The organism is Xanthomonas sp. NCPPB 1638 (assembly GCF_041475635.2).
GTDB classification, from domain to species: Bacteria; Pseudomonadota; Gammaproteobacteria; order Xanthomonadales; family Xanthomonadaceae; genus Xanthomonas; species Xanthomonas cucurbitae.
Window position 1 is genome coordinate 2614588 of sequence record NZ_CM192984.1, and the last position, 20591, is coordinate 2635178.

The 20591-nt window shown below is 65.4% G+C and carries 15 protein-coding genes, 3 tRNA genes and 1 pseudogene; 17 read left to right on the forward strand and 2 right to left on the reverse strand.

Going from position 1 to position 20591, the window contains the following annotated elements; genetic code table 11:
* Positions 1 to 21: 21 nt before the first annotated feature.
* A complete protein-coding gene (locus ACCQ13_RS11375) occupies positions 22 to 1263 on the forward strand; it encodes a lipoprotein-releasing ABC transporter permease subunit (RefSeq protein ID WP_159407201.1) in 1242 nt (413 codons plus the stop codon).
* A gap of 37 nt (positions 1264 to 1300) precedes the next feature.
* The gene (gene lolD / locus ACCQ13_RS11380; protein ID WP_167526905.1) at positions 1301 to 2011 is read left to right on the forward strand and encodes a lipoprotein-releasing ABC transporter ATP-binding protein LolD; all 711 of its coding nucleotides are present in this window, start codon (positions 1301 to 1303) and stop codon (positions 2009 to 2011) included.
* Between the two features lie 211 nt (positions 2012 to 2222).
* Here lolD and ACCQ13_RS11385 read toward each other — a convergent pair whose 3' ends face one another.
* Positions 2223 to 3287 carry an SDR family oxidoreductase gene (locus tag ACCQ13_RS11385; RefSeq protein WP_159407202.1) on the reverse strand — a complete coding sequence of 355 codons (1065 nt, stop codon included), beginning with the start codon at positions 3285 to 3287 and terminating at the stop codon, positions 2223 to 2225.
* A gap of 433 nt (positions 3288 to 3720) precedes the next feature.
* On the opposite strand from ACCQ13_RS11385, the pseudogene ACCQ13_RS11390 reads away from it, so the two are divergent.
* The 5 genes and pseudogenes from ACCQ13_RS11390 (at position 3721) to lpxK (ending at position 10025) form a co-directional block, all read left to right on the forward strand.
* Positions 3721 to 6213: pseudogene (locus ACCQ13_RS11390) on the forward strand (DNA internalization-related competence protein ComEC/Rec2).
* The gene (locus ACCQ13_RS11395; protein ID WP_159407204.1) at positions 6107 to 6769 is read left to right on the forward strand and encodes a MotA/TolQ/ExbB proton channel family protein; all 663 of its coding nucleotides are present in this window, start codon (positions 6107 to 6109) and stop codon (positions 6767 to 6769) included. Before ACCQ13_RS11390 ends, ACCQ13_RS11395 begins: the two are co-directional and overlap by 107 nt.
* Before the next feature lie 3 nt (positions 6770 to 6772).
* Positions 6773 to 7225 carry an ExbD/TolR family protein gene (locus ACCQ13_RS11400; RefSeq protein ID WP_104605102.1) on the forward strand — a complete coding sequence of 151 codons (453 nt, stop codon included), beginning with the start codon at positions 6773 to 6775 and terminating at the stop codon, positions 7223 to 7225.
* Positions 7222 to 8991 (forward strand): lipid A export permease/ATP-binding protein MsbA, encoded by a 1770-nt coding sequence (gene msbA, locus ACCQ13_RS11405; RefSeq protein WP_159407205.1) that lies wholly within the window; start codon positions 7222 to 7224, stop codon positions 8989 to 8991. The genes ACCQ13_RS11400 and msbA overlap by 4 nt, the downstream gene beginning before the upstream one ends.
* On the forward strand, positions 8988 to 10025 hold the full coding sequence (lpxK, locus tag ACCQ13_RS11410; protein WP_104605098.1) for a tetraacyldisaccharide 4'-kinase: 1038 nt from the start codon (positions 8988 to 8990) through the stop codon (positions 10023 to 10025). The genes msbA and lpxK overlap by 4 nt, the downstream gene beginning before the upstream one ends.
* Positions 10026 to 10129: 104 nt before the next feature.
* Here the strand turns inward: lpxK and ACCQ13_RS11415 are convergent, their stop codons facing one another.
* A complete protein-coding gene (locus ACCQ13_RS11415; RefSeq protein WP_159407206.1) occupies positions 10130 to 12253 on the reverse strand; it encodes a TonB-dependent siderophore receptor in 2124 nt (707 codons plus the stop codon).
* Between the two features lie 151 nt (positions 12254 to 12404).
* On the opposite strand from ACCQ13_RS11415, the gene kdsB reads away from it, so the two are divergent.
* The 10 genes from kdsB (at position 12405) to ACCQ13_RS11465 (ending at position 20568) form a co-directional block, all read left to right on the forward strand.
* Entirely contained in the window at positions 12405 to 13169 is a 765-nt protein-coding gene (gene kdsB, locus ACCQ13_RS11420; protein WP_223214455.1) for a 3-deoxy-manno-octulosonate cytidylyltransferase, read from the forward strand.
* The gene (locus ACCQ13_RS11425; protein ID WP_104605425.1) at positions 13166 to 13630 is read left to right on the forward strand and encodes a low molecular weight protein-tyrosine-phosphatase; all 465 of its coding nucleotides are present in this window, start codon (positions 13166 to 13168) and stop codon (positions 13628 to 13630) included. Before kdsB ends, ACCQ13_RS11425 begins: the two co-directional genes overlap by 4 nt.
* A gap of 23 nt (positions 13631 to 13653) precedes the next feature.
* Positions 13654 to 15072 (forward strand): hypothetical protein, encoded by a 1419-nt coding sequence (locus tag ACCQ13_RS11430; protein ID WP_167526906.1) that lies wholly within the window; start codon positions 13654 to 13656, stop codon positions 15070 to 15072.
* A complete protein-coding gene (gene uvrC / locus ACCQ13_RS11435) occupies positions 15069 to 16925 on the forward strand; it encodes an excinuclease ABC subunit UvrC (RefSeq protein ID WP_159407207.1) in 1857 nt (618 codons plus the stop codon). The genes ACCQ13_RS11430 and uvrC overlap by 4 nt, the downstream gene beginning before the upstream one ends.
* Positions 16925 to 17557 (forward strand): CDP-diacylglycerol--glycerol-3-phosphate 3-phosphatidyltransferase, encoded by a 633-nt coding sequence (pgsA, locus tag ACCQ13_RS11440; protein WP_159407208.1) that lies wholly within the window; start codon positions 16925 to 16927, stop codon positions 17555 to 17557. The genes uvrC and pgsA overlap by 1 nt, the downstream gene beginning before the upstream one ends.
* A 36-nt stretch (positions 17558 to 17593) precedes the next feature.
* A tRNA-Gly gene (locus tag ACCQ13_RS11445) sits at positions 17594 to 17669 on the forward strand.
* Positions 17670 to 17706: 37 nt separating this feature from the next.
* Positions 17707 to 17780, forward strand: a tRNA-Cys gene (locus ACCQ13_RS11450).
* Between the two features lie 76 nt (positions 17781 to 17856).
* Positions 17857 to 17932, forward strand: a tRNA-Gly gene (locus tag ACCQ13_RS11455).
* A 7-nt stretch (positions 17933 to 17939) separates the two neighbouring features.
* On the forward strand, positions 17940 to 18092 hold the full coding sequence (locus ACCQ13_RS11460; RefSeq protein WP_159407209.1) for a hypothetical protein: 153 nt from the start codon (positions 17940 to 17942) through the stop codon (positions 18090 to 18092).
* A gap of 1357 nt (positions 18093 to 19449) precedes the next feature.
* Entirely contained in the window at positions 19450 to 20568 is a 1119-nt protein-coding gene (locus tag ACCQ13_RS11465; RefSeq protein ID WP_159407655.1) for an ISL3 family transposase, read from the forward strand.
* Positions 20569 to 20591 lie beyond the last annotated feature (23 nt).

Consider the following 20591-nt stretch of genomic DNA (forward strand, 5'->3'; position numbering starts at 1 on the left):
TCCCTTTCACGGTTGAACCGCATGTTCAAACCCATCCCGGTTGCCATCGGCTTGCGCTACCTGCGTGCCAAGCGGCGCAATGGCTTCATCTCCTTCATCTCGATGGCATCGATCCTGGGCATCGCCCTGGGCGTGACCGTGCTCATCACCACGCTGGCGGTGATGAGCGGGTTCCAGAAGGAAATTCGCGACCGCCTGCTACAGATGGCCGCGCATGCCACGGTCAGCGCCGAAGGTGCGCCGATGCGTGACTGGCCGCGTGCGGTTGCGGTCGCTACCGCCGATCCGCGCGTGGTCGGCGCTGCGCCCTACATCGAAACCGAATCATTGCTGCAGGGCCCGCGCAAGCAACCGGCCATCGTGCGTGGCGTGATTCCCTCCGAAGAAGCCAAGGTGTCGGTGCTGGCCAAGAAGATGCAGCAGGGCTCGGTCGACAGCCTGACGCCAGGTTCCTACAACATCGTCATCGGCAAGGAGCTGGCGCTTTGGCTGGGGGTGGACGTGGGCGACGGTATCGTCGTGCTGCTCAGCGATACCCAGGCCACCCCGTTGGGCGCAATGCCGCGGCTCAAGCGCTTCACCGTCAGCGGCATCTTCGAGGCCGGCTACAACGAGATCGACCGCGGCCTGGCGGTGGTCAACATGCAGGACCTGGCGCGCGTGCTGCGCATGGACGGGGTGACAGGCGTGCGGCTGCGCCTGCATGACATGGACCAGGCCTGGAACGTGGCGCGCGACCTGGCGCTCAAGTTGCGCGGCCCGTATCTGGTCAGCGACTGGACCCGCGAAAACGCCAACCTCTATCACTCCTTGAAGATGGAAAAGACCGTGATGGGCATCCTGCTGTCGTTGATCGTGGCGATGGGCGCGTTCAACCTCGTGTCCTCGCAGGTGATGCTGGTCACCGACAAGCAGGCCGATATCGCCATCCTGCGCACGCTGGGCCTGTCGCCCGGTGGCGTGATGCAGGTGTTCATGGTGCAGGGGGCGCTGATCGGCTTCATGGGCACCATCATGGGCGTGATCGGCGGTATCGTGCTGACGCTCAATCTCGAACGCATCCTTGGCGTGATCGAAGCAGTGTTCAACGTGAAACTGCTGCCGGAGGACGTGTACTACATCACCGGCCTGCCGACCGACATGCAAACCCAGGACGTGGTGGTCATCACCGTGGTGGCGTTGGTCATGAGCTTCTTGGCCACCCTGTACCCGGCGTGGCGCGCCTCGCGGACCCAACCGGCGGAGGCGCTGCGTTATGAATGAGATCCGGGAATCGGGAGGCGAGAATCGGGAGTCGGGGATGCAGCAGCCGAACCAATCCGATGTGGTGATCCGCGCCGAGGCGTTGGCCAAGACCTATGCCGAAGGCAAGATGCGCACGCCGGTGTTCGACGGCCTGGATCTGTCGGTAGCGACCGGTGAAACCGTCGCAATCGTCGGCGCGTCCGGTGCCGGCAAGAGCACGCTTTTGCATCTGCTGGGCGGGCTGGATACTCCTACCTCCGGCGAGGTGTACGTCGCAGGCCAACGCATGTCTGCGCTGTCCGACGGCCAGCGCGGCAAGTTGCGCAACCAGGCACTGGGCTTCGTCTACCAGTTCCACCATCTGTTGCCGGAATTCACTGCGCTGGAGAACGTGATGATGCCGGTGCTGCTGTCGGGCAAGGACGTGGCGGTGGCGCGCGGGCAGGCACTGCAGCTGCTGGAGTCGGTCGGGCTTGGGCATCGTATCGAACACAAGCCAGGCGAGTTGTCCGGCGGCGAGCGCCAGCGCTGCGCAGTGGCACGGGCCCTGGTCAACCGTCCCGGTTGCGTGCTGGGCGACGAGCCTACCGGCAACCTCGACGACAAGACCGCCGGCACGGTGTTCGAGCTGATGCTGGACCTCAACCGCGCCCAGCGCACCAGCCTGGTGCTGGTCACCCATGACCGTAGCCTGGCACGTCGGCTGGATCGCGTGCTGGAGCTGCATCAAGGCAAGCTGCGCGAGCTGGCGGCGTCGGCGGTGTAATTACAGTCGGCTTCATCGGTGTGCCGATGGCGTTACTGCTGATGCGGTGGGGGATCACCAGTAAGTGCTGTTTGCGATGGATGCAGCGTTTTCACGTTGTACCGAGTCACCACGCCCCATCGGTTGATCGATGGAGCATCCGTGCCGTGACGACGGCGAACATCTGCACGCCGCAGGCCATTGACCACCTGCGGCGATGCGTTGGCAGCGATCAGGGAATGATGCGCCGTGCACGCAGCCGGGTGAACAGCTCCAAGAACGAGGCACGGCTGTCGTAGAAATCCAGGAAGCCCAGCTCGCGGCTTTTGGTCATGTCGTTGACGCACTCGATCTCACGGCCCAGATCTGCATCGGTGTGCCACCACGAGGCCAGTCGATTGACGTCCGATTCCACCAGATCGTGCTTTGCCGCCAGTTCGGCCCACAGCGCAGGAGCGGTGTTGGTCAGGCGCGCTTCCAGCGGCTGCGGCGTGTCGGGGCAGGGCGCGGCGTCGAGTTCGAAGAACGCCGCAATTTCGCCCCACATCCAACGCCAGCGGAACACATCGCCGTTGACCGTGTTGAAGGCCTGGTTGCGCGCTGCCGGGCTCAGGCCAGCCCAGGCCAACTGACGACCGAGCAGGCCGGCATCGGTGAGATCGGTGAGGCTGTTCCACTGCGCCTGCGAGCCCGGAAACACGAAGGGCTGACCGGTGTGCTTGCACAGTGACGCATAGACCGCCAGGGTCACGCCCATGTTCATGGCATTGCTCCCGTTCGCCATGCCGATCATGGTGTGCGAGCGATGCACACTCCATCCGAAGCCGTGGCGCTCGGCATGAGCGAACAATAGGTCTTCGAGCGTGTAGTAGAAATTCTCGCCCGGCTGGCGCGGCTCGCTCTCGCGAAATGGAGTTTCTGCCTCGCCGCTGCCGTAATTCTCGAATGCACCCAGATAGTGTTTGGTACCGGTGACCAGCGCCATGTGCTGCAGCGGTGCGTCACGCAATCCATCGCAGAGATGACGCATCATCGCGCCATTGGCCTCGATGTTCTCGCGCTCGGTGTCGCGACGTGTCCAGGTGCAGAAGAACACATGGGTGATCGGCAGATCGCGCAATGCCTTGCGGGTTCCGTCCGCATCGAGCAGATCGGTTGCCACGGGAATGACGCCATCCTGCGGCAACGGGTGGCGTGCAAGACCGTAAACAGTCCAGCCATCGGCCACCAGCATGTTGGCCAGGTTGTAACCGGAGATGCCGGTCACGCCGACGATCAGTGCAATGCCTTTCCGCACAGGATTAACTCCTCAAAATAGCGCGAAAGCATAGCCTTCGCACCATGAAATCGAGGCGAACATCGCGTTAGTCAGTAATCGGTTGCAGAAGCCTCTGTCGCCCATGGCGTAGTCCCCGTCGTCTTGCCACTTGCGGCCCGCACCCGAGTGCGGTTCATCAACTTGATGCCAGTGACGCAGGTCGTTACCTGCGCGGCGGGCATCCTTCGGCGCCGTTGCGCCATCGGATCCGGCAAGGTGCCCAGGCCGTGTATGGCCGCAAACTCCCACGACGCATCGTTCTTCCCCTACACGCGCGTGCGCTGGTTTCCGCTGTCGCGACGGGTCCTGCAGGCCTAACGTGGCCTGATGAACCGAGGGCGATCAGGGTGGAACGATCAGGGTGGAAACAGACGAGAGGAAAGGGACCGCCGAGCGTGCGCCTCTGCCGCACATGACCGCCGTGCCTGTCGCGGCGGCATTCCTGTTCGGCGTCATGGCGTGTGCGTGGTCGCCTGTAGTGGCATCGCCGGTGGCCTATGCCAGTTGCGTGCTGGCCGCCGGGTTCGGAACGGGGCTGATCCTGTGGCGGCGTCCAAGCTGGAGTGCATGGGGGCTGGCACTGGCCACGGCCATCCTGGGCTTCGGACTCACTGGCTGGCAGGCCGTGTCTGTATTGCGGGCGCAATTGCAGCCCGCCGAGGAAGGTCGCATTGTCAGCGTACGCGGCTGGATCGTCGGGTTGCCGGTGGTCGAGCCGCGGCGCACCCGGTTCCAGTTGCGCGTCGACGACGACCAGGCACAATCGCCTGCATTGCGCGGCCAGCTGCTGCAGCTGGCGTGGTACGACCCATACGGGGCCGAGCAGATCGGGCCGCGCGCGGCACTGCGTGCCGGGACGAGCTGGCAGTTGCAGCTCAGGCTGCGGGCAACCCGCGGCTTGCGCAACCCGGGTGGCTTGGATGCCGAACGTCAGGCGCTGGCGCAACGTCTTGCCGCAACCGGTGCCGTGCACACCCCCGCTGCCGCGCGTCAACTCGCTGCCCCCCAGGGCGTAGACGCCTGGCGCGAGCGGATGTCGCTGCGTATTGCCGAACAGGTGCCGGGCCCATCTGCCCCCTATCTGCGGGCCTTGGCGCTGGGCGATACCCGGGGGCTGGATGACGCCGCGTGGGCAACCTTGCGCGCTACCGGGCTGAGCCATCTGATCGCCATCTCGGGATTTCACGTCGGCCTGGTGGGCGCATGCCTGGCGTTGCTGGCGTCTGGGCTGTGGCGCTGGTGGCCCGGCCTGGGCACGCTGATCCCGCGTCTGCATGTCGCTGCGATCGCCGCATTGGTCGGCGCCGCAGGCTATGCGGTGCTGGCAGGCCTGGCCCTGCCCACCGTGCGAACGGTGCTGATGATCGCGGTGGTCGCGTTGGCGCGGGTCTTGCGGCGGCGGGCCACGACCCCGCAGATCCTCGCGCTGGCCCTGTTGGCGGTGTTGGGGTGGGACCCGTTGAGCGTGCTGGTGGCAGGCTTCTGGTTGAGCTTTGCCGGCGTCGCCTGGTTGGTCTGGTGCCTGCCATCGGATGATCGCGCGGTGATCCGGGGGTTCCTTTCTGCCCAGGCAGTCGCCACGGTGGGTCTGCTGCCGCTGACGGTCAGTCTGTTCGGGCAGGCCTCGTTGGTCGGGCCGCTGGCCAACCTGGTCGCCATTCCCTGGTGGACCTGCGTGGTCGTGCCGCTGTGCCTGCTGGGGACCGCGCTTGAAGCGCTGTCTCCCGGCGCCGGCACCTGGGCATGGCAACTGGCAGGCTGGTGCTTCGAGCTGACCTGGCCCGGCTTCGTCTGGCTGGGGCAGACACGGGTGGCATTGTGGTGGGTGCCCGAATCCGATGCCATCGCGTTGATTGCTGCCCTGCTTGGGGCATTCTGGCTGCTGCTGCCACGCGGCACGCCCGGCAAGACGCTGGCAATCATGCTCTGGCTGCCGCTGCTGTGGCCGGACCGCGCCCTGCCCGCAGCCGGGGAGGCCGACCTGCACCTGCTCGATGTCGGCCAGGGTCTGGCCGTGCTGGTGCGCACGCAGCGGCACGCGCTGCTGTTGGACACCGGCCCGGCGGTGCGTGATGGTTTCGATGCCGGGGAGCGTGTGGTCCTGCCGGCCTTGCGCGCACTCGGCGTGGGTCGACTGGACGCGCTGATCCTCAGCCACGCCGATGCCGACCATGCCGGTGGTTACGCCGCCGTGCGCGCCGGCTTGCCGGTCGCAACGACCGCGGCGCCGGCAGGTGCGCCAGTGGATGTCGCCACCCGCTGCCAGGCCGGCCAACACTGGGAATGGGACGGCGTACGCTTCGCATTCCTGCATCCGGGCCCAGGCTTCCCGTATCTGCGCAATCACTCCAGCTGCGTGCTGCACGTCACAACGCGGTATGGGAGTGTGCTGTTACCAGGTGATATCGGCGAGCTGGTCGAGCGACGCCTGCTGCGCGACCATGCAGCGGCGTTGCGGGCGGACGTGGTGGTGGTTCCCCACCACGGCAGCGCCGATGGCTCGCACGCCGGCTTCATCGCGGCCACCAACGCGCGGCTCGCGTTGGTGTCGGCAGGGCATGGCAACCGCTTCGGGCATCCGCGCGCGCCTGTGGTACAGCGCTGGCAGGCGCATGGCGCCGAAGTGCTCAACACGGCAGAGTCCGGCGCGTTGCGGGTCTGGCTGGGCGCCGGTGGCCTGCAGGTCCGCGAGCGACGGCGGTGGCAGCCGCGGCTATGGGATGCTGCGGAACGGCGGCGGTCGGCTGTTATCCTAGCGGCCAGCGAATAGGCGGCTGCGTCGCCGGAGGAATCGAATCGTGTTGGAGCTGGTCAAGGCGGGCGGTTGGCCGATGGTGCCGTTGCTGTTGTTGGGCGTGATTGCGTTGGCGATCGTGCTGGAACGTCTATGGACCTTGCGCCGTAACGAAGTGACGCCCCCCGGCCTGGGCGAAGAGGTGCGCAACTGGGCCGCGCGCGGCAGGCTCGATCCCACGCATATCGAGTCGCTGCGCCGCAATTCGCCATTGGGCGCCTTGCTGGCCGCCGCGCTGGACATGCGCGGTCGCCCGCGCGAGCTGGTCCGCGAACGGATCGAGGACACCGGCCGCCATGTGGTCCATCGCATGGAGCGCTATTTGAACGCGTTGGGCACGATTGCCTCGGCCGGCCCGTTGCTGGGCCTGCTGGGTACCGTGGTCGGCATGATCCAGATGTTTCTGGGCATCCTCGACCACGGCGTGGGCGATGTGAATCAGCTGGCCGGCGGCATCGGCAAGGCGCTGGTGTGCACCGCCACCGGCATGATGATCGCGGTTCCGGCGTTGATCGCGCATCGCTTCTTCAAAGGGCGTATCGCCGGCTACGTCATCGAGATGGAACAGGAGGCTACGTTGCTGCTGGATACGATGGATGGCCGCGTGGTGCCTGCGGCCGCAGCGCCGAGTTCGGCTGGCACCACCCCTGCCGCGGCGAAGGGCTGACGGATGCGCATCGGCAGCGACCGGAGCCAGGACGAGCCGCAGATCGACCTGGTGCCATTGATCGACGTCATCCTCGTCCTCATTATCTTCTTCGTGGTGACCACGACCTTCGACGCACGCTCCACGTTGCAGCTGCAGTTGCCGACCGCCAGCGACCAGAACACCAGTGCGCCCCCGCGCTCGCTGAGCGTGCTGGTCAATGCGGACGGCCATTACTTCATCAACGATCAGGAGGTACTGCGTGCGGATGTGGACGCGCTGAAGCAGACCATCGCCCAGATCGCCGGCGACGACCGTGAGCAGACGGTGTTGATGCGTGCCGATGCGCGTACCCCGTACCAGGCCGTGGTGACGGCGCAGGATGCGTTGGGCCAGCTCGGTTTCCGGCGTATCGCCATCGCCACGGCACCGCCATCTCCCGCCGGCACGACCAGCAAGAACGGAACCCGCCAGTGACCAACCCCAACGACCGCCCGGCGCCAGCGTCGTCCTGGCGCACGTACCGTCGCCTGTTAACCTTCGCCAAGCCGTATCGGCTGCTGCTGGTCGCCGCGTTGATCGCTGCGTTGATCGAAGCCGCAGGCACCACCGGTTTCCTGGCGTTGATGAAGCCGATCACCGACGAAACCTTCATCTACAAGAATCCCGACGTCAGCCGCTGGCTGCCGGTGCAGATCATCCTGCTGTTCGTGGTGCGTGGCATTGCCGGCTACATCACCGACATGGCGATGGGCAAGTCCGCACGCAGCATCGCGCGCGATCTGCGGGTCAAGGTGATGTCCAAGTACCTGCGCCTGCCCGGGTCGCGCTTCGATTCGGAGCCGGTGCCCTCGATGCTGATCCGGCTGGGCTCGGATTCGGATCAGGTTGCACAGGCCGCGGTGGACGCGGTCAAGGTGATGATCCAGCAGTCGCTGCAGGTGATCGGCGCCCTGGCGCTGATGCTGTGGCATAGCTGGCAGGTCACCCTGACCATCGTGGTGCTGGCGCCGGTGCTGGCCTGGGTGATGGACAAGGTGGCGCGGCGCTATCGGCGCATCAGCCACAGCATCCAGGAAAGTGGCGCGCATCTGTTGCAGGCGGCCGACCAGACCTTGTCCAGTCACCAGGAGGTCAAGATCTACGGCGCGCAACAATCGGAAATGGAGCGCTATGGCGCGCTGGCAGACCGCAATCTGCGTCTGGCGATGAAGGTTGAATCCACGCGCGGCATTTCCACCGCCACGGTGCAGATGATCGGCGCGATCGGCCTGTCGGCGCTGTTGTTCGTTGCCGGCGCGCAGGCGCTGGCCGGGCGCCTGACCGCAGGCGACTTCGTGGTGCTGATGACCTCGATGCTGACGATCATCCCGGGGCTCAAGCAGCTCACCAACGTGCAGAACATGGTGCAGCGCGGCCTGGCATCGGCCGAACGCCTGTTTTCTGTGCTGGACAGCCCGGACGAGCCGGACCAGGGCGTGCGGCCGTTGACGCGCGCCAAGGGTCTGATCGAATTTCGCGGCGTGACCGCGCGCTATCCGGAGCAGGTGAACCCGGCTTTGGCCGATGTCAGTTTCGTCGCCCAGCCCGGCACGGTCACCGCGATCGTCGGCCGATCCGGTAGCGGCAAATCCAGCCTCATCAAGCTGATTCCGCGCTTCTACGAAGCCGAGGCAGGGCAGATCCTGCTCGACGGACACCCGCTGCAGGCGTATTCGCTGGCCGATCTGCGTCGCCAGATCGCGCTGGTCGGCCAGCAGGTGATGCTGTTCGACGGCAGCATCGCCGACAATGTCGCCTATGGCGAAATGCGCACCGCCGATGCCGGGCAACTGGAGCGTGCGATTCTCGGTGCCAACGCGATGGAGTTCGTCGAGCAGCTGCCGGATGGCCTGCAGTCGTATGTGGGGACCAAGGGCGGGCGGCTGTCCGGCGGCCAGCGCCAGCGGCTGGCCATCGCACGCGCGATGCTCAAGGACGCGCCGATCCTGATCCTGGACGAAGCAACCGCCGCGCTGGACAACGAATCCGAACGGCTGGTACAGGACGCCCTGCACAAACTGATGCCGGACCGTACCACGCTGGTGATCGCGCACCGGCTGTCCACCATCGAGCATGCCGACCAGGTGCTGGTGATGGATCAGGGCCGCATCGTCGAGCGTGGCACCCACACCGAATTGCTGGCGCAGGGCGGGTTGTACTCGCATCTGCATGGCATGCAGTTTCGCGAACGGCAGGCATGAGCAAGCGCGGCACCCGCACGCCGGGGTATTGGTACGACAACGCGCCCATCCCGTTGCCCGCACGCCTGCTGGCGCCGGTCTACGGTGCAGTCACCGCGTTGCGCCGTGGTCTGTACCGGCGCGGATGGTTCAAGCGCCGCGGCGTGCCGGTGCCGGTGGTGGTGGTGGGAAATGTCACTGCCGGTGGCACCGGCAAGACGCCGCTGACCATCGCGCTGGTCTCCAAGCTGCAGGAGGCGGGCTGGACGCCTGGCGTGGCCAGTCGCGGCTATGGCCGCGACGATGCCGGCACTGCCCGTTGGGTCGATGCGGACACGCCAGTCGCACTCGCGGGCGACGAGCCGGTCCTGATCGCCTGGAAGACCGGTGCGCGCGTGCGCGTGGACAGCGATCGCGTGGCCGCAGCGCGGGCGCTGGTGGAGGCGGGCTGCGACATCGTCGTCTGCGACGATGGGCTACAGCACTACCGGCTGGCGCGCGATGTGGAAATCGAAGTGGTGGACGGTCAGCGCCGCTACGGCAACGGCCGCCTGCTGCCGGCCGGCCCGCTGCGCGAACCGGTCGCGCGTGCGCACGATTGCGACTTCCGCGTGGTCAATCTCGGCCAGGCCAGTGCCACTGCCGCCACCCAGCCAGCCGGCGATGCCGGGTTCGGCGAATGGCAGATGCGCTTGAGCATCGACAGCGTGCAGCCGATGGATGGCAAACGCGTGCAACCGCTGGGTGTTCTGGCTGGGCAACGCGTGCATGCGGTGGCCGGTATCGCGCACCCGGAACGTTTCTTCGCCATGCTGCGCGCACGCGGCATCGGCGTGGTGCCGCATGCGTTTCCCGATCATCATGTCTACAAGGCTGCCGACTTCAGTTTCGGCAGCCGCCTGCCGGTCCTGATGACCGAAAAAGACGCGGTGAAGTGCCGTGCGTTCGCCGACGAGTGGTTGTATAGCGTGCCGCTCAAGGCCGAACTGCCGGCCGCATTCTGGGTGAGCCTGCTGGATCGCCTGGACACGCTGGCCAGCCGACGCACCGACTAGCCGGCGCGCCAATCACGCGTGCGCCCTCGCCAACCAACGCACTCCATGGCGGGCGCGTGCCTCGCCCGCTTCGCTGTTTCGCCCGATCCTTGGCCGCGCGCCGATCAGAACCGGTAGTTCAGTGATAGCCACCAGTTGCGTCCCGCGCCGACATAGCCCTGATCCCAGTACAGGCTGTTGATGTAACGCCGATCGGCAAGGTTGTTGACGTTGAGCGTGGCGTTGAACTGTGGCGATAACGCATAGCTGGCCATCAGGCCTGCCAACGCATAGCTCGGTTGCCGGACGATGCCCGGGCCGGCGTCCTGCACCCGCGTGATGGCGTCCTGCCAGCGCAGGTTGAACCCGAGCTTGAGCTGTTCCAGTCCGGGAATGCTGTAGGTCGTCGCAAGTTTGGCCATGCGACGCGGCACGTACGAACGCACGTTGTTTCCGGCATCGTCCTGGATCCCCAGCTGGGTGTAACTGGCGCTCAGCTGCCAGGAGTCGCTTACGCGGCCGGCGATTTCTGCCTCGTAGCCGGTCGAGGTGGCGTCGATGCCGCGATAGACCAGCAGCGTGCCGACGCTGCCGTCGCTTTCGGCGGTGTTGTCCTGCTTGGCGCGGAACAGCGCGAACGCGGCATTGACGCGGCCATCCAGCCACTGGCCCTTGATTCCCAGTTCGGTGTTGCTGCCGGTGATCGGCTGCAGCACGTTGAGCGCGCGATCCAGCTGCGTCTGTGGGTTGAAGATCTCCGCATAGCTGGCATACAGCGCGTAGTTCGGAGCGAAGCTGTAGACCGCACCGACGAAGGGCAGGGTGCGATCGCGGGCGTAGCGGTGCTGCAGGCCGTAGCTGCGACCGTCGCTCTCCACCCGGGTCTGGTTGACGCCGGTGATGAGCTTGAGCCGCTCGCCCAGGCTCCAGCGTGCGGTGGCGTAGGCGGTGCGGCGGGTGGTATCGAATTCGGCGCCATCACGACCGGCATCGAAGGGCGGTTTGGGAGAGTCGCCGGTCCAGTCCTCCAGGCGCGGCAAGGGGGTGCCGATACCGCGCCCGTAGAGCGACAACTGGTCGGCTTCCATCCTGCCCCAGTTCACTCCGGCCACCAGGTCGTGGCGCCTGCCGGCCAGCGCGAAGCTGCCGGAGATGGCGATGTCGCCGAAGGTCTGCGTTTCGTTGCTGCGGTAGTACGAGGGATAGGCGAACAAACCCAGGCCGGTCTGCCGATCCGGTTGCCCATAGACGTAGAACAGATCGCCTTCGGTGGCGAAGCGGCGATGGTTGAGCGAGGCCTTGAGCGTCCAGTCGGCGGACAACGCTTGTTGCAGCTCCACGAAGGTGCGCGTGTCGCTGCTGTTCCAGCCACTCCAATCCGCCGCGGTGCTGGCCGAGCGGGCATAGCGCGTCGGTGTGCCGTCGCTGTCGTACAACGGCAGGGCGCCCCACATACCGCCGGTGGGCCTGTTGTCCTGGTGGCTGGCACCGACTGTCAGCAAGGTGCTGTCGCTCAGGTCCGCTTCGAGCACGCCATAGAACACCTGCTTTTGCAGCGCATAGCGATCCAGGTGGCTCTCGCCGTCCTGCCAGGCACCGACCACGCGACCGCGAACGCGGCCGGAGGCCACCAGCGGGCCGGAGACGTCGGCATCGACGCGGCGGTTGGACCACGACCCGCCACTGAGCGAAAGCGCGCCGGTCAGCGCATCGGTCGGGCGCTTGCGCACGAAATTGATGGTCGCCGACGGATTGCCGGTGGACGACAGCAGGCCATTGGCCCCGCGCAGCACGTCCACCCGCTCATAGATCGCCGTGTCCACATCGCCTTCGCCCAACCCATTGGTGAAGGGCAGGCCCAGCCCATCGACCTGGAAGTTCAGGATGTCGAAGCCGCGCGCGGTGTAATAGGTGCGTTCGGTTTCCACGCGTTCGACATTGACGCCGGCCGCCAGTGCCAGCACGTCGTTGGCGTTGTTGAGGGCGAAATCGTCCATCTGCTGGCGCGACACGGTGCTGATCGACTGCGGGGTCTCCAGCGGCGTCAGTGCCAATCGGGTCGCGGTGTCGCTCCGGCGCACGGTGTAGCCATCCGCGCGTTCGGCTTGCACGCTGACTGCATCGAGGGTGCGGGCGTCGGTGGTGGCATCGTCGGCGCGCGCGACAGACGGCAGGGCCAGGCAGAGCAGCAGCGCGACCGACAGGGGACGCTGCTCGGGGCAACGTGGGAGGAGAGGGGAGGCGGTCATGGGGTCGCTAGAATGTGGAGGTGGCAGCAGTGGCTGACGATGGTCGAAAAACGATTCCGTCGCTCGATGAATAAGAATTATTCTCATTAATGGAGTCAAAATGCAAACAGGCGCCTCCGTGCACGCAGTCCCCGGTCCGTCCCAGGCCGACCTGCCTCCCTTCGTGGTCGCCGTGCCGGCGCGCTATGCCTCCACCCGCCTGCCAGGCAAGCCGCTGTGTGCGATTGGCGACAGGCCGATGATCCGGCATGTGGCCGAGCGCGCCCTGGCCGCCGGCGCCCGGGAGGTCTGGGTGGCCACCGACGATGCCCGTGTTGCCGATGCCATCCAGGGCCTGGCCGGCGTGCGTGTGGCGATGACCAGCGCGGTGCATGTCTCGGGCACCGATCGACTCGCCGAATGCGCCCGCATCGCCGGTTGGGACGCTGACACCTGCGTGGTGAACCTGCAGGGCGACGAACCCTTCGCGCCGACCGCCGGCATCCGCGCGGTGGCCGAACTGCTGCTGCAGTCCGGCGCCGACATGGCCACACTGGCCGCACCGGTGGATGACGCGCACGATCTGTTCGATCCCAATGTGGTCAAGCTGGTCCGCAGCGCTGGCGGCGATGCCCTGTACTTCAGCCGTGCGCCGATTCCCTGGCACCGCGACAGCTTCGCCAACCAGCGCGATCATCTGCCGCATGACGGCCACTGGCTGCGCCATATCGGCATCTACGCCTATCGTGCCGGGTTCCTGCAGCACTTCGCGGCGATGCCGCCGGGTCAGCTGGAGCGCATCGAATCGCTGGAGCAGCTCCGCGCGATGGAAGCCGGCCATCGCATCGCTGTTGCTCTGACCCCGGAACAGTTTCCGCCTGGCATCGATACGCCCGACGACCTGGCCCGCGCGCAGGCCCGCGTGGCGGCGGCATGAAGCTGCTGATCGTGTGCCTGGGCAATATCTGCCGCTCGCCGATGGGCGAAGGGGCGCTGCGTGCCCGGCTGGACGAGGCGCGCCTGTCGCGGCGGATCCAGGTCGATTCGGCAGGCACCGGCGATTGGCATGCCGGCGAGCCGCCGGACCCGCGCGCCATCCGCTGTGCACGCGGCCACGGTGTCGATCTGTCCGGCCTGCGCGCCCGTCAGCTGGTACGCGAGGACTTCGACCACTTCGACTGGCTGCTCTGCGCAGACGCCAGCAATCTGCGCGATCTGCAGAAGCTTGCGCCCGCGTCGCTGCGCGACAAAGTCACGCTCTGGCTGCCTTGGGCGGGTGTGCAGGCACGCCAGGAGATCCCCGACCCGTATACCGGTGACAGCGAGGCGTTCGAGGATGTCTGGCAGCTGGTCGATGCCGCTGCACGCCAGACCGTGGCCAGGCTCACCCGCGGCTGATCGCGCTTGGGCATAATCCCTGCATGACTGCCCAGCCCACCCAGGAACTGCCGGAATTTCCCACCTGGCTCAACGCCAGGCCCTCCACCTTGCAGGAGCATCGCGGCCGCGCCTTGGTGCTGGCGTTCGTCAATGCCAGCTCGGTGTGGTGCGCCGAGCGGCTGGCCGAGCTGGCGCAATGGCAGGCGCGCAACCCTGGGCGCCTGCAGCTGATCGTGGTGCAGGTGCCGCGCTTTGACAGCGAACGCCAGCCGCAACGCGCGCTCAAGCAGTTGCGTGGGCATGGCGTCACTGCGCCGATCCTGCTCGACCGCGACTGGGAGACCTGGCGCCGTTTCGGCATTGAATCCTGGCCGACGTTGGTGCTGCTGGATGCACACGGCCGCGAACGCCAGCGTTTGGTAGGCATCACCAGCGACCTGGACAAGGCGCTGGCGGCGCTGTGCGAAGGCCAGCAGCCACCGTCCGATGCGGACCTGCAGGGCGTGCCCGAAGGCAACCCCGAGCCGCGTCTGGCACTGCGCTTTCCCACTGGGCTGGCCGCGACCGAGGACCGCCTGTATGTCGCCGACACCGGCCACCATCGCGTGCTCGAATGTACGCATGGCGGGCGCATGCTGCGTCAGTTCGGTCACGGCAATGCCGATCTGATCGATGGCGGTGTGGGTGAGGCCGCATTCCGCCGCCCACAAGGCCTGGCCCTGGAACGCGACCAGCTGTATGTCGCCGATACCGGTAACCATGCGCTACGCCGCATCAATCTGCGCAATGGACAGGTCGATACCCTGTGCGGGACCGGTCGCCCGGGTGAGCCGGTGGAAGGGCCGCTGGCGTTTGCCGGCGCCTCCGCACTGAACTCCCCGCAGGGGCTGGCCACCGCCGACAATCAGCTATTGATCGCCATGGCCGGCGATCACCGCATCTGGAGCTACGACCTGGGGCGCGCCGCACTGCGAGCGCGTGCCGGTAACGGCGCGCTCGACATGCGCGACGGCAGTGGTCAGCTGGCGGCATTCGCGCAACCGGCAGGCGTGGCGGCGGTGCAGCAGGTTGCCTACGTCTGCGATGGCCTGGGATCGTCGATTCGCACCATGCAACTGCGCGGCGACCTGGTGCAGACGCTGGTGGGCGGGCAGGGCCTTTGGCAGTTCGGCGACCAGGACGGGCCGCGTGGCACGGCACAGTTGCAATTCCCGCAGGCCATCGCGCTGGCGGCGGATTCGCCGCTGCTGTGGATCGCCGATACCGGCAACGGACGATTGCGTTGCCTGCGGCTGGGCGGCGGCGAACTGACCACCATCGAGCTGCCGCGCCGCCTGCATGGCCCGGCTGGCTTGGCGGTGACGGCCGGCGCAGTGTGGATTGCCGAAACCGACGCACATGCCGTCCTGCGCTACGACCTGGCGAGCGGCGTGCTGAGTGATGTTGCGATAGACGAATGAGTGCAAGACCCCAAGCCGATTTCGATGGAAAGGCGTTTGTCACCCAGCTGAGTACTGCGCCGGGTGTCTATCGCATGTACGCGGCCGACGATACCTTGCTGTACGTCGGCAAGGCCGGCGCCCTGCGCAAGCGCGTGGGCAGCTATTTCAACGGCACGCCGAAGAATGCGCGGCTGACCTCCATGCTCTCGCAGGTCGCGCGCATGGACGTCACCGTCACCCGCAGCGAAGCCGAGGCCCTGCTGCTGGAGAACCAGCTGATCAAGTCGCTGTCGCCGCGCTACAACGTCTCCCTGCGCGACGACAAGAGTTACCCCTATGTGCTGCTGACGCGCGAGGACTGGCCGCGGATTGCCCTGCACCGCGGGCCGCGCGCGGTGCAGGGGCGCTACTTCGGGCCCTATACTGGCGTGACCGGCGTGCGCGAGACGCTGAGCCTGATGCACAAGCTGTTCAAGCTGCGCAGCTGCGAAGACAGCGTGTTCCGCAATCGCTCGCGGCCCTGCCTGCAGTACCAGATCGGCCGCTGCAGCGGCCCATGTGTGGATCTGGTGGCCGCCCCCGACTATGCCGAATCGGTACGTCGCGCCACGATGTTTCTCGAAGGCAAGAGTGACCAGCTCGGCGAAGAGATCATGCACTCGATGCAGCAGGCCAGCGAAGCGCTCGAATTCGAGCGTGCCGCACGCCTGCGCGATCTGTTGTCCTCGCTGCGCAGCATGCAGAACCGCCAGTACGTCGATGGCCGCGCCGCCGATCTGGACGTGCTGGCCTGCGCCACGCAATCCAGCCAGGCCTGCGTGTTGCTGCTCAGCTTCCGCGACGGCCGCAATCTGGGCACGCGCGCGTTCTTCCCCAAGACCAACGGCGAAGACAGCGCAGACGAAATCCTGGCCGCGTTCGTGTCGCAGTACTACGCCGAGCATTCGCCGCCACGCGAGATCCTGTTGGACCGCAAAATTCCCGATGCCGAGCTGATCGAAGCCGCACTCAGCGCCGCTGCCGAGCACAAGGTGGCCCTGAAGTGGAATGTGCGCGGCGAGCGTGCCGGCTATCTGCTGTTGGCCACGCGCAACGCGCAGCTGACCCTGGTGACCGAACTCACCAGCCAGAGCGCGCAACACGCGCGCAGCGAAGCCTTGCGCGAAATGCTGGGCCTGGCCGAGCCGGTCAAACGTGTGGAATGCTTCGACATCAGCCACACCATGGGCGAGGCGACGGTGGCTTCGTGCGTGGTGTTCGACGCCAGCGGCCCGGTACGCGGCCAGTACCGGCGCTTCAACATCTCTGGCATCACCCCGGGCGACGATTACGCGGCCATGCGCCAGGCGATCGAGCGGCGCTTCCGCCGCGCGGTGGAAGAAAACGGCGTGCTGCCCGACGTGTTGCTCATCGACGGCGGTGCCGGTCAGCTGGCGCAGGCGCAGGCGGCGCTGGCTGAGCTGGGCGTGGAGAACGTGCTGCTGGTCGGCGTGGCCAAGGGCGAGGAGCGCAGGGCAGGGCACGAAGCGCTGGTCATGACCGATGGCCGTGAACTGCGACCGGGCGCGGCATCGCCGGCGCTGCAATTCATTCAGCAGGTGCGTGACGAAGCGCACCGCTTTGCGATCACGGGCCACCGCGGGCGCCGCCAGAAGGCGCGCATGACCAGCAAGCTGGAGGACATTCCCGGTATCGGCCCGCGACGCCGGGCCAGCCTGCTCAAGCATTTTGGCGGCCTGGTCGGTCTCAAGGCCGCTGGCGAAGCCGAAATTGCCCGCGTGGAAGGGGTCAATGCCGCACTCGCCGCGCGAATCTACGCTAACCTGCACGGGCTGGCGCTTCCCGATGCGCTAGGCGAGCCGAGCCCGTAATGAAGTTGACCATCCCCACGTGGCTGACACTGCTGAGGATCCTGATGATCCCGGTGTTGGTCGTGGTGTTCTACCTGCCGTACACCTGGACCAATTTTGCATCCGCCGGCGTGTTCGCACTGGCCGCCATCACCGACTGGCTGGATGGCTGGGTGGCGCGGCGCTATCACCAGTATTCCGCGTTCGGTGCCTTCCTGGACCCGGTCGCCGACAAGCTGATGGTGGCGGTGGCGCTGTTCCTGATCGTGCAAGGCCACCCGACGCCGTGGATGGCGTTCTGGGCAGCGGTCATCGTCGGGCGCGAGATTGCCGTTTCCGCATTGCGCGAATGGATGGCCGAGATCGGCCAGCGTGCCAAGGTGCGTGTGGCGGTGATCGGCAAGGTCAAGACCACTGCACAGATGGTGGCGTTGCTGTGCCTGTTGTATTCGGTCACGCCCGGACAGATGCCGACGCACGACATCTGGCTAGGCAACCTGATCTTCCGCGCCGGCTACTGGACGCTGGCGATCGCCGCGCTGCTCACGCTGTGGTCTGGATTTCAGTACCTGCAGGCGGCGTGGCCGAGCCTGCGCGCGGACGAAAAAGCCGCAATCAGCAACAAGGCGAAGAAAATCGAAAGCAACAGTTGACACCTATGCTGTTCGCTGTAGAATTTCGCCTCCCAAGCGGGAATAGCTCAGTTGGTAGAGCGCAACCTTGCCAAGGTTGAGGTCGCGAGTTCGAGTCTCGTTTCCCGCTCCAAGTTTCAGCAGGCAGGACGCCTTGCGCTGGATGTTTCGGCCTGGTGGTAGAGTGGTTATGCAGCGGACTGCAAATCCGCGTACGCCGGTTCAATTCCGGCCCAGGCCTCCACCTAAAGCGTTTTCTTCTCATCGACAACGATGGGGGCTGGCGCAACGAAGTGACAAGCTGTACAATTTAGTTTCATGCGGGAATAGCTCAGTTGGTAGAGCGCAACCTTGCCAAGGTTGAGGTCGCGAGTTCGAGTCTCGTTTCCCGCTCCATATCAAGATGACCGATCATACGATCGAGTCGATCATAAAGAAAAAAGGCCGCAAGGCCTTTTTTGTTGTCTTGAATCCGCCCGGCGCTTTCTCTCAGCGCTGGTGGCAGTGCATGCATCCGATGCCGGCGATTCGATCGGTGGATGTCTCACCGCTGTGATGCGCACGCCTGTGGCAGGCGGGTCGTGTCTGCGCCAAGCGGATTGGTCGCGAAGTCTTCGGCCGGGGCCGTGCGCCGGCTCAGGCTGGCCGCTTGTTCGGCAGCGTCGCTGTCATGCACTTTGCAGGCGTTGATCGTACGGGTGTCCAGCGTCGCAGGGTGAGCACACCGATACTGATGATGCAATAAGCCTGTTGCAGCCGTGTACTGGCCCGATGCGCTTGCTTCATTTCGGCGACCAGACGTTAACGATCTTCCAGGACGATTCTCTGTCCTCGCCTTTCATGACGGCCGTCTTCAAATGTTTGACGACGCCAGTAAACGGCGGGTTCTGCCACTGGCTTGCTTTCGCGATGCAGCTCACGCTCAAGCATCGCCAATGTGGCGCCGATTCTGCCTGAGCTGCCGAATGTCGGGCCCACGCCCCTCGGCGCGGCAACGCTCAGCCGCGCAAGATCATGCACTGCACCAGCTGCCGCGTAGATACGCAGGAGCAGGTATGGCGATATATCTTTAAAGTGATTATTAGTATGTTATTTATTGCATAGTAAAGCCGGGTCATTCCTGCCGTGTTCGTAAATTCATCCGGACTTGATTGTGACTCAAATCACTTAATGTCTATGCTGGTGATCGCGCTTCATGATTTTCCGAAGCCTGCTTTCGTGTCTCGATTGATCCGCTGTTGCACGCAATGCCTACTTATAAGAAATAACTCTCGTTCTCGATACTCTAGTATGGAAGTTATCGTGATATCAATGTGCTGATGTAGTCGCACTCACGAGCAAGGAGGATGCAACGAAGCCATGCGGCTGCCGCTTCCATCGGATTTCAGTTCTGGGCACCCAGAAAAATCCAAGCGGCGAATGCAAGCGGTCATCCAATGATGCCACCCTGTGCCGGCTGTAGAAAATGGCGAGCGGATTCCCGGTCGTTGTCTTCTCCAGCATGGCCGGCAGCATAAACACTCCTGTTCGGTAGCACCGGCCCGGCGTAGAGCGGGGCCTACCCGCACGTTATCCATTTGCTGATACCACCGATAACCGTTCGAGCCACTCTCGTGCGTAGCTGTGCTGCGCCCATAGATCATCCTTGCAAGGAATAAAGGCTCATCGCGGATTCGTGTGGGTGCCTTGAGGCCCCTGAATCTGCGTTGAGCCTTGGAAACAGGCCCTTTCCACCGTCCCAGAAGGTGGTACATCCTGTGCTGACTTCTTGACGCGGTGTTCTGCATGAAAACGGGCCGTCGGCTGAGTGAGTTGTTTTCCTTCCCCGGCTTTGCGGCGGAGTCCACGCTCAAGGGCGTGTTCGGCGCCCCGAAGGCGCGGATCGTGACCTTGCGGCGCCGAAAAAAACGGCCGTGTGTTCCAACTGTGGCCATCGGTGTCGCAGCCGCTACGACAAGCGCCTGTGCCGCGCCCGCGACTTGCGGGCGGCCGGCTGGATGCTGTTCGTGGAGTTCGAGCGCTGGCGGGTCGATTGCCCGGGGTGCGGCGGCGTGCACGTAGAGCGGCTGGACTGGCTGGCCAAGAATCCGCGCTACACCGAGCGATTCGCCCTGCATGTGGGCAATCTGTGCCGAAGCATGACGCACAAGGCCGTGGCTGAGCTGGAGCGCCTGCACGACAGCACGGTCAAGGAGCTGTCCAAGCTGTACATGGCCGAGCAGGTGCGCCGGGCGGGGACGCCGGCGCCGCGCGCCATCGGCATCGACGAGATCGCGATCCACAAGGGCCATGACTACCGCGTTGTGGTCAGCGATCTGGAGCGCGGCCGACCGATCTGGTTCGGCGGCAGTGGGCGCACCGAGGCGGACATCGACCAGTTCTTCGCCGAATTGGGCCCAAAACGTAGCGCCGGCATCGACGTGGCGGTGATGGACATGTGGCGGCCGTTTCGCAACTCGGTGGGCAAGAACGTGCCCAACGCCAGCATCGTGTTCGACAAATTCCACATCATGCGCCACCTGTCCGACGCGCTCGATCAGGTGCGGCGCGACGAGTACAAGCGCCTTCAAGGCCAGGATCGCAGTTACATCAAGGGCCAGCGTTACACCCTGCTGAGCAATCGCGAAAACCTCACCCTGGACGGTCGAAAGGCGCTCGCCAAGTTGCTGGCGGCCAACAAACGTCTGAACACGGCGTACCTGCTGAAAGAGTCCTTCGGACAGCTGTGGAGCTACCGCACCGAGCGTGGTGCACGGGAGTTCTTCGAACGCTGGAAGCAGAGTCTGCGCTGGCAGCGGCTTGCGCCCTACCAGACGTTCGTGGGGATGATCGAGCGGCACTGGGACGGCATCGCGGCGTACTGCAGGCCGGAGAACAAGGTCAGCCTCGGCCTGGTGGAAGGGCTCAACAACAAGATCCGGGTCATCCAGCGCAGCGCCTACGGCTATCGCGACGAGGAGTTCCTGAGGCTCAAGATCATCGCCAGCTTCCTGCCCGCGCTACCCGAAAATGCTCGATTGCACCCACAGTGATCCGCGAAGACCCGGAATAAATT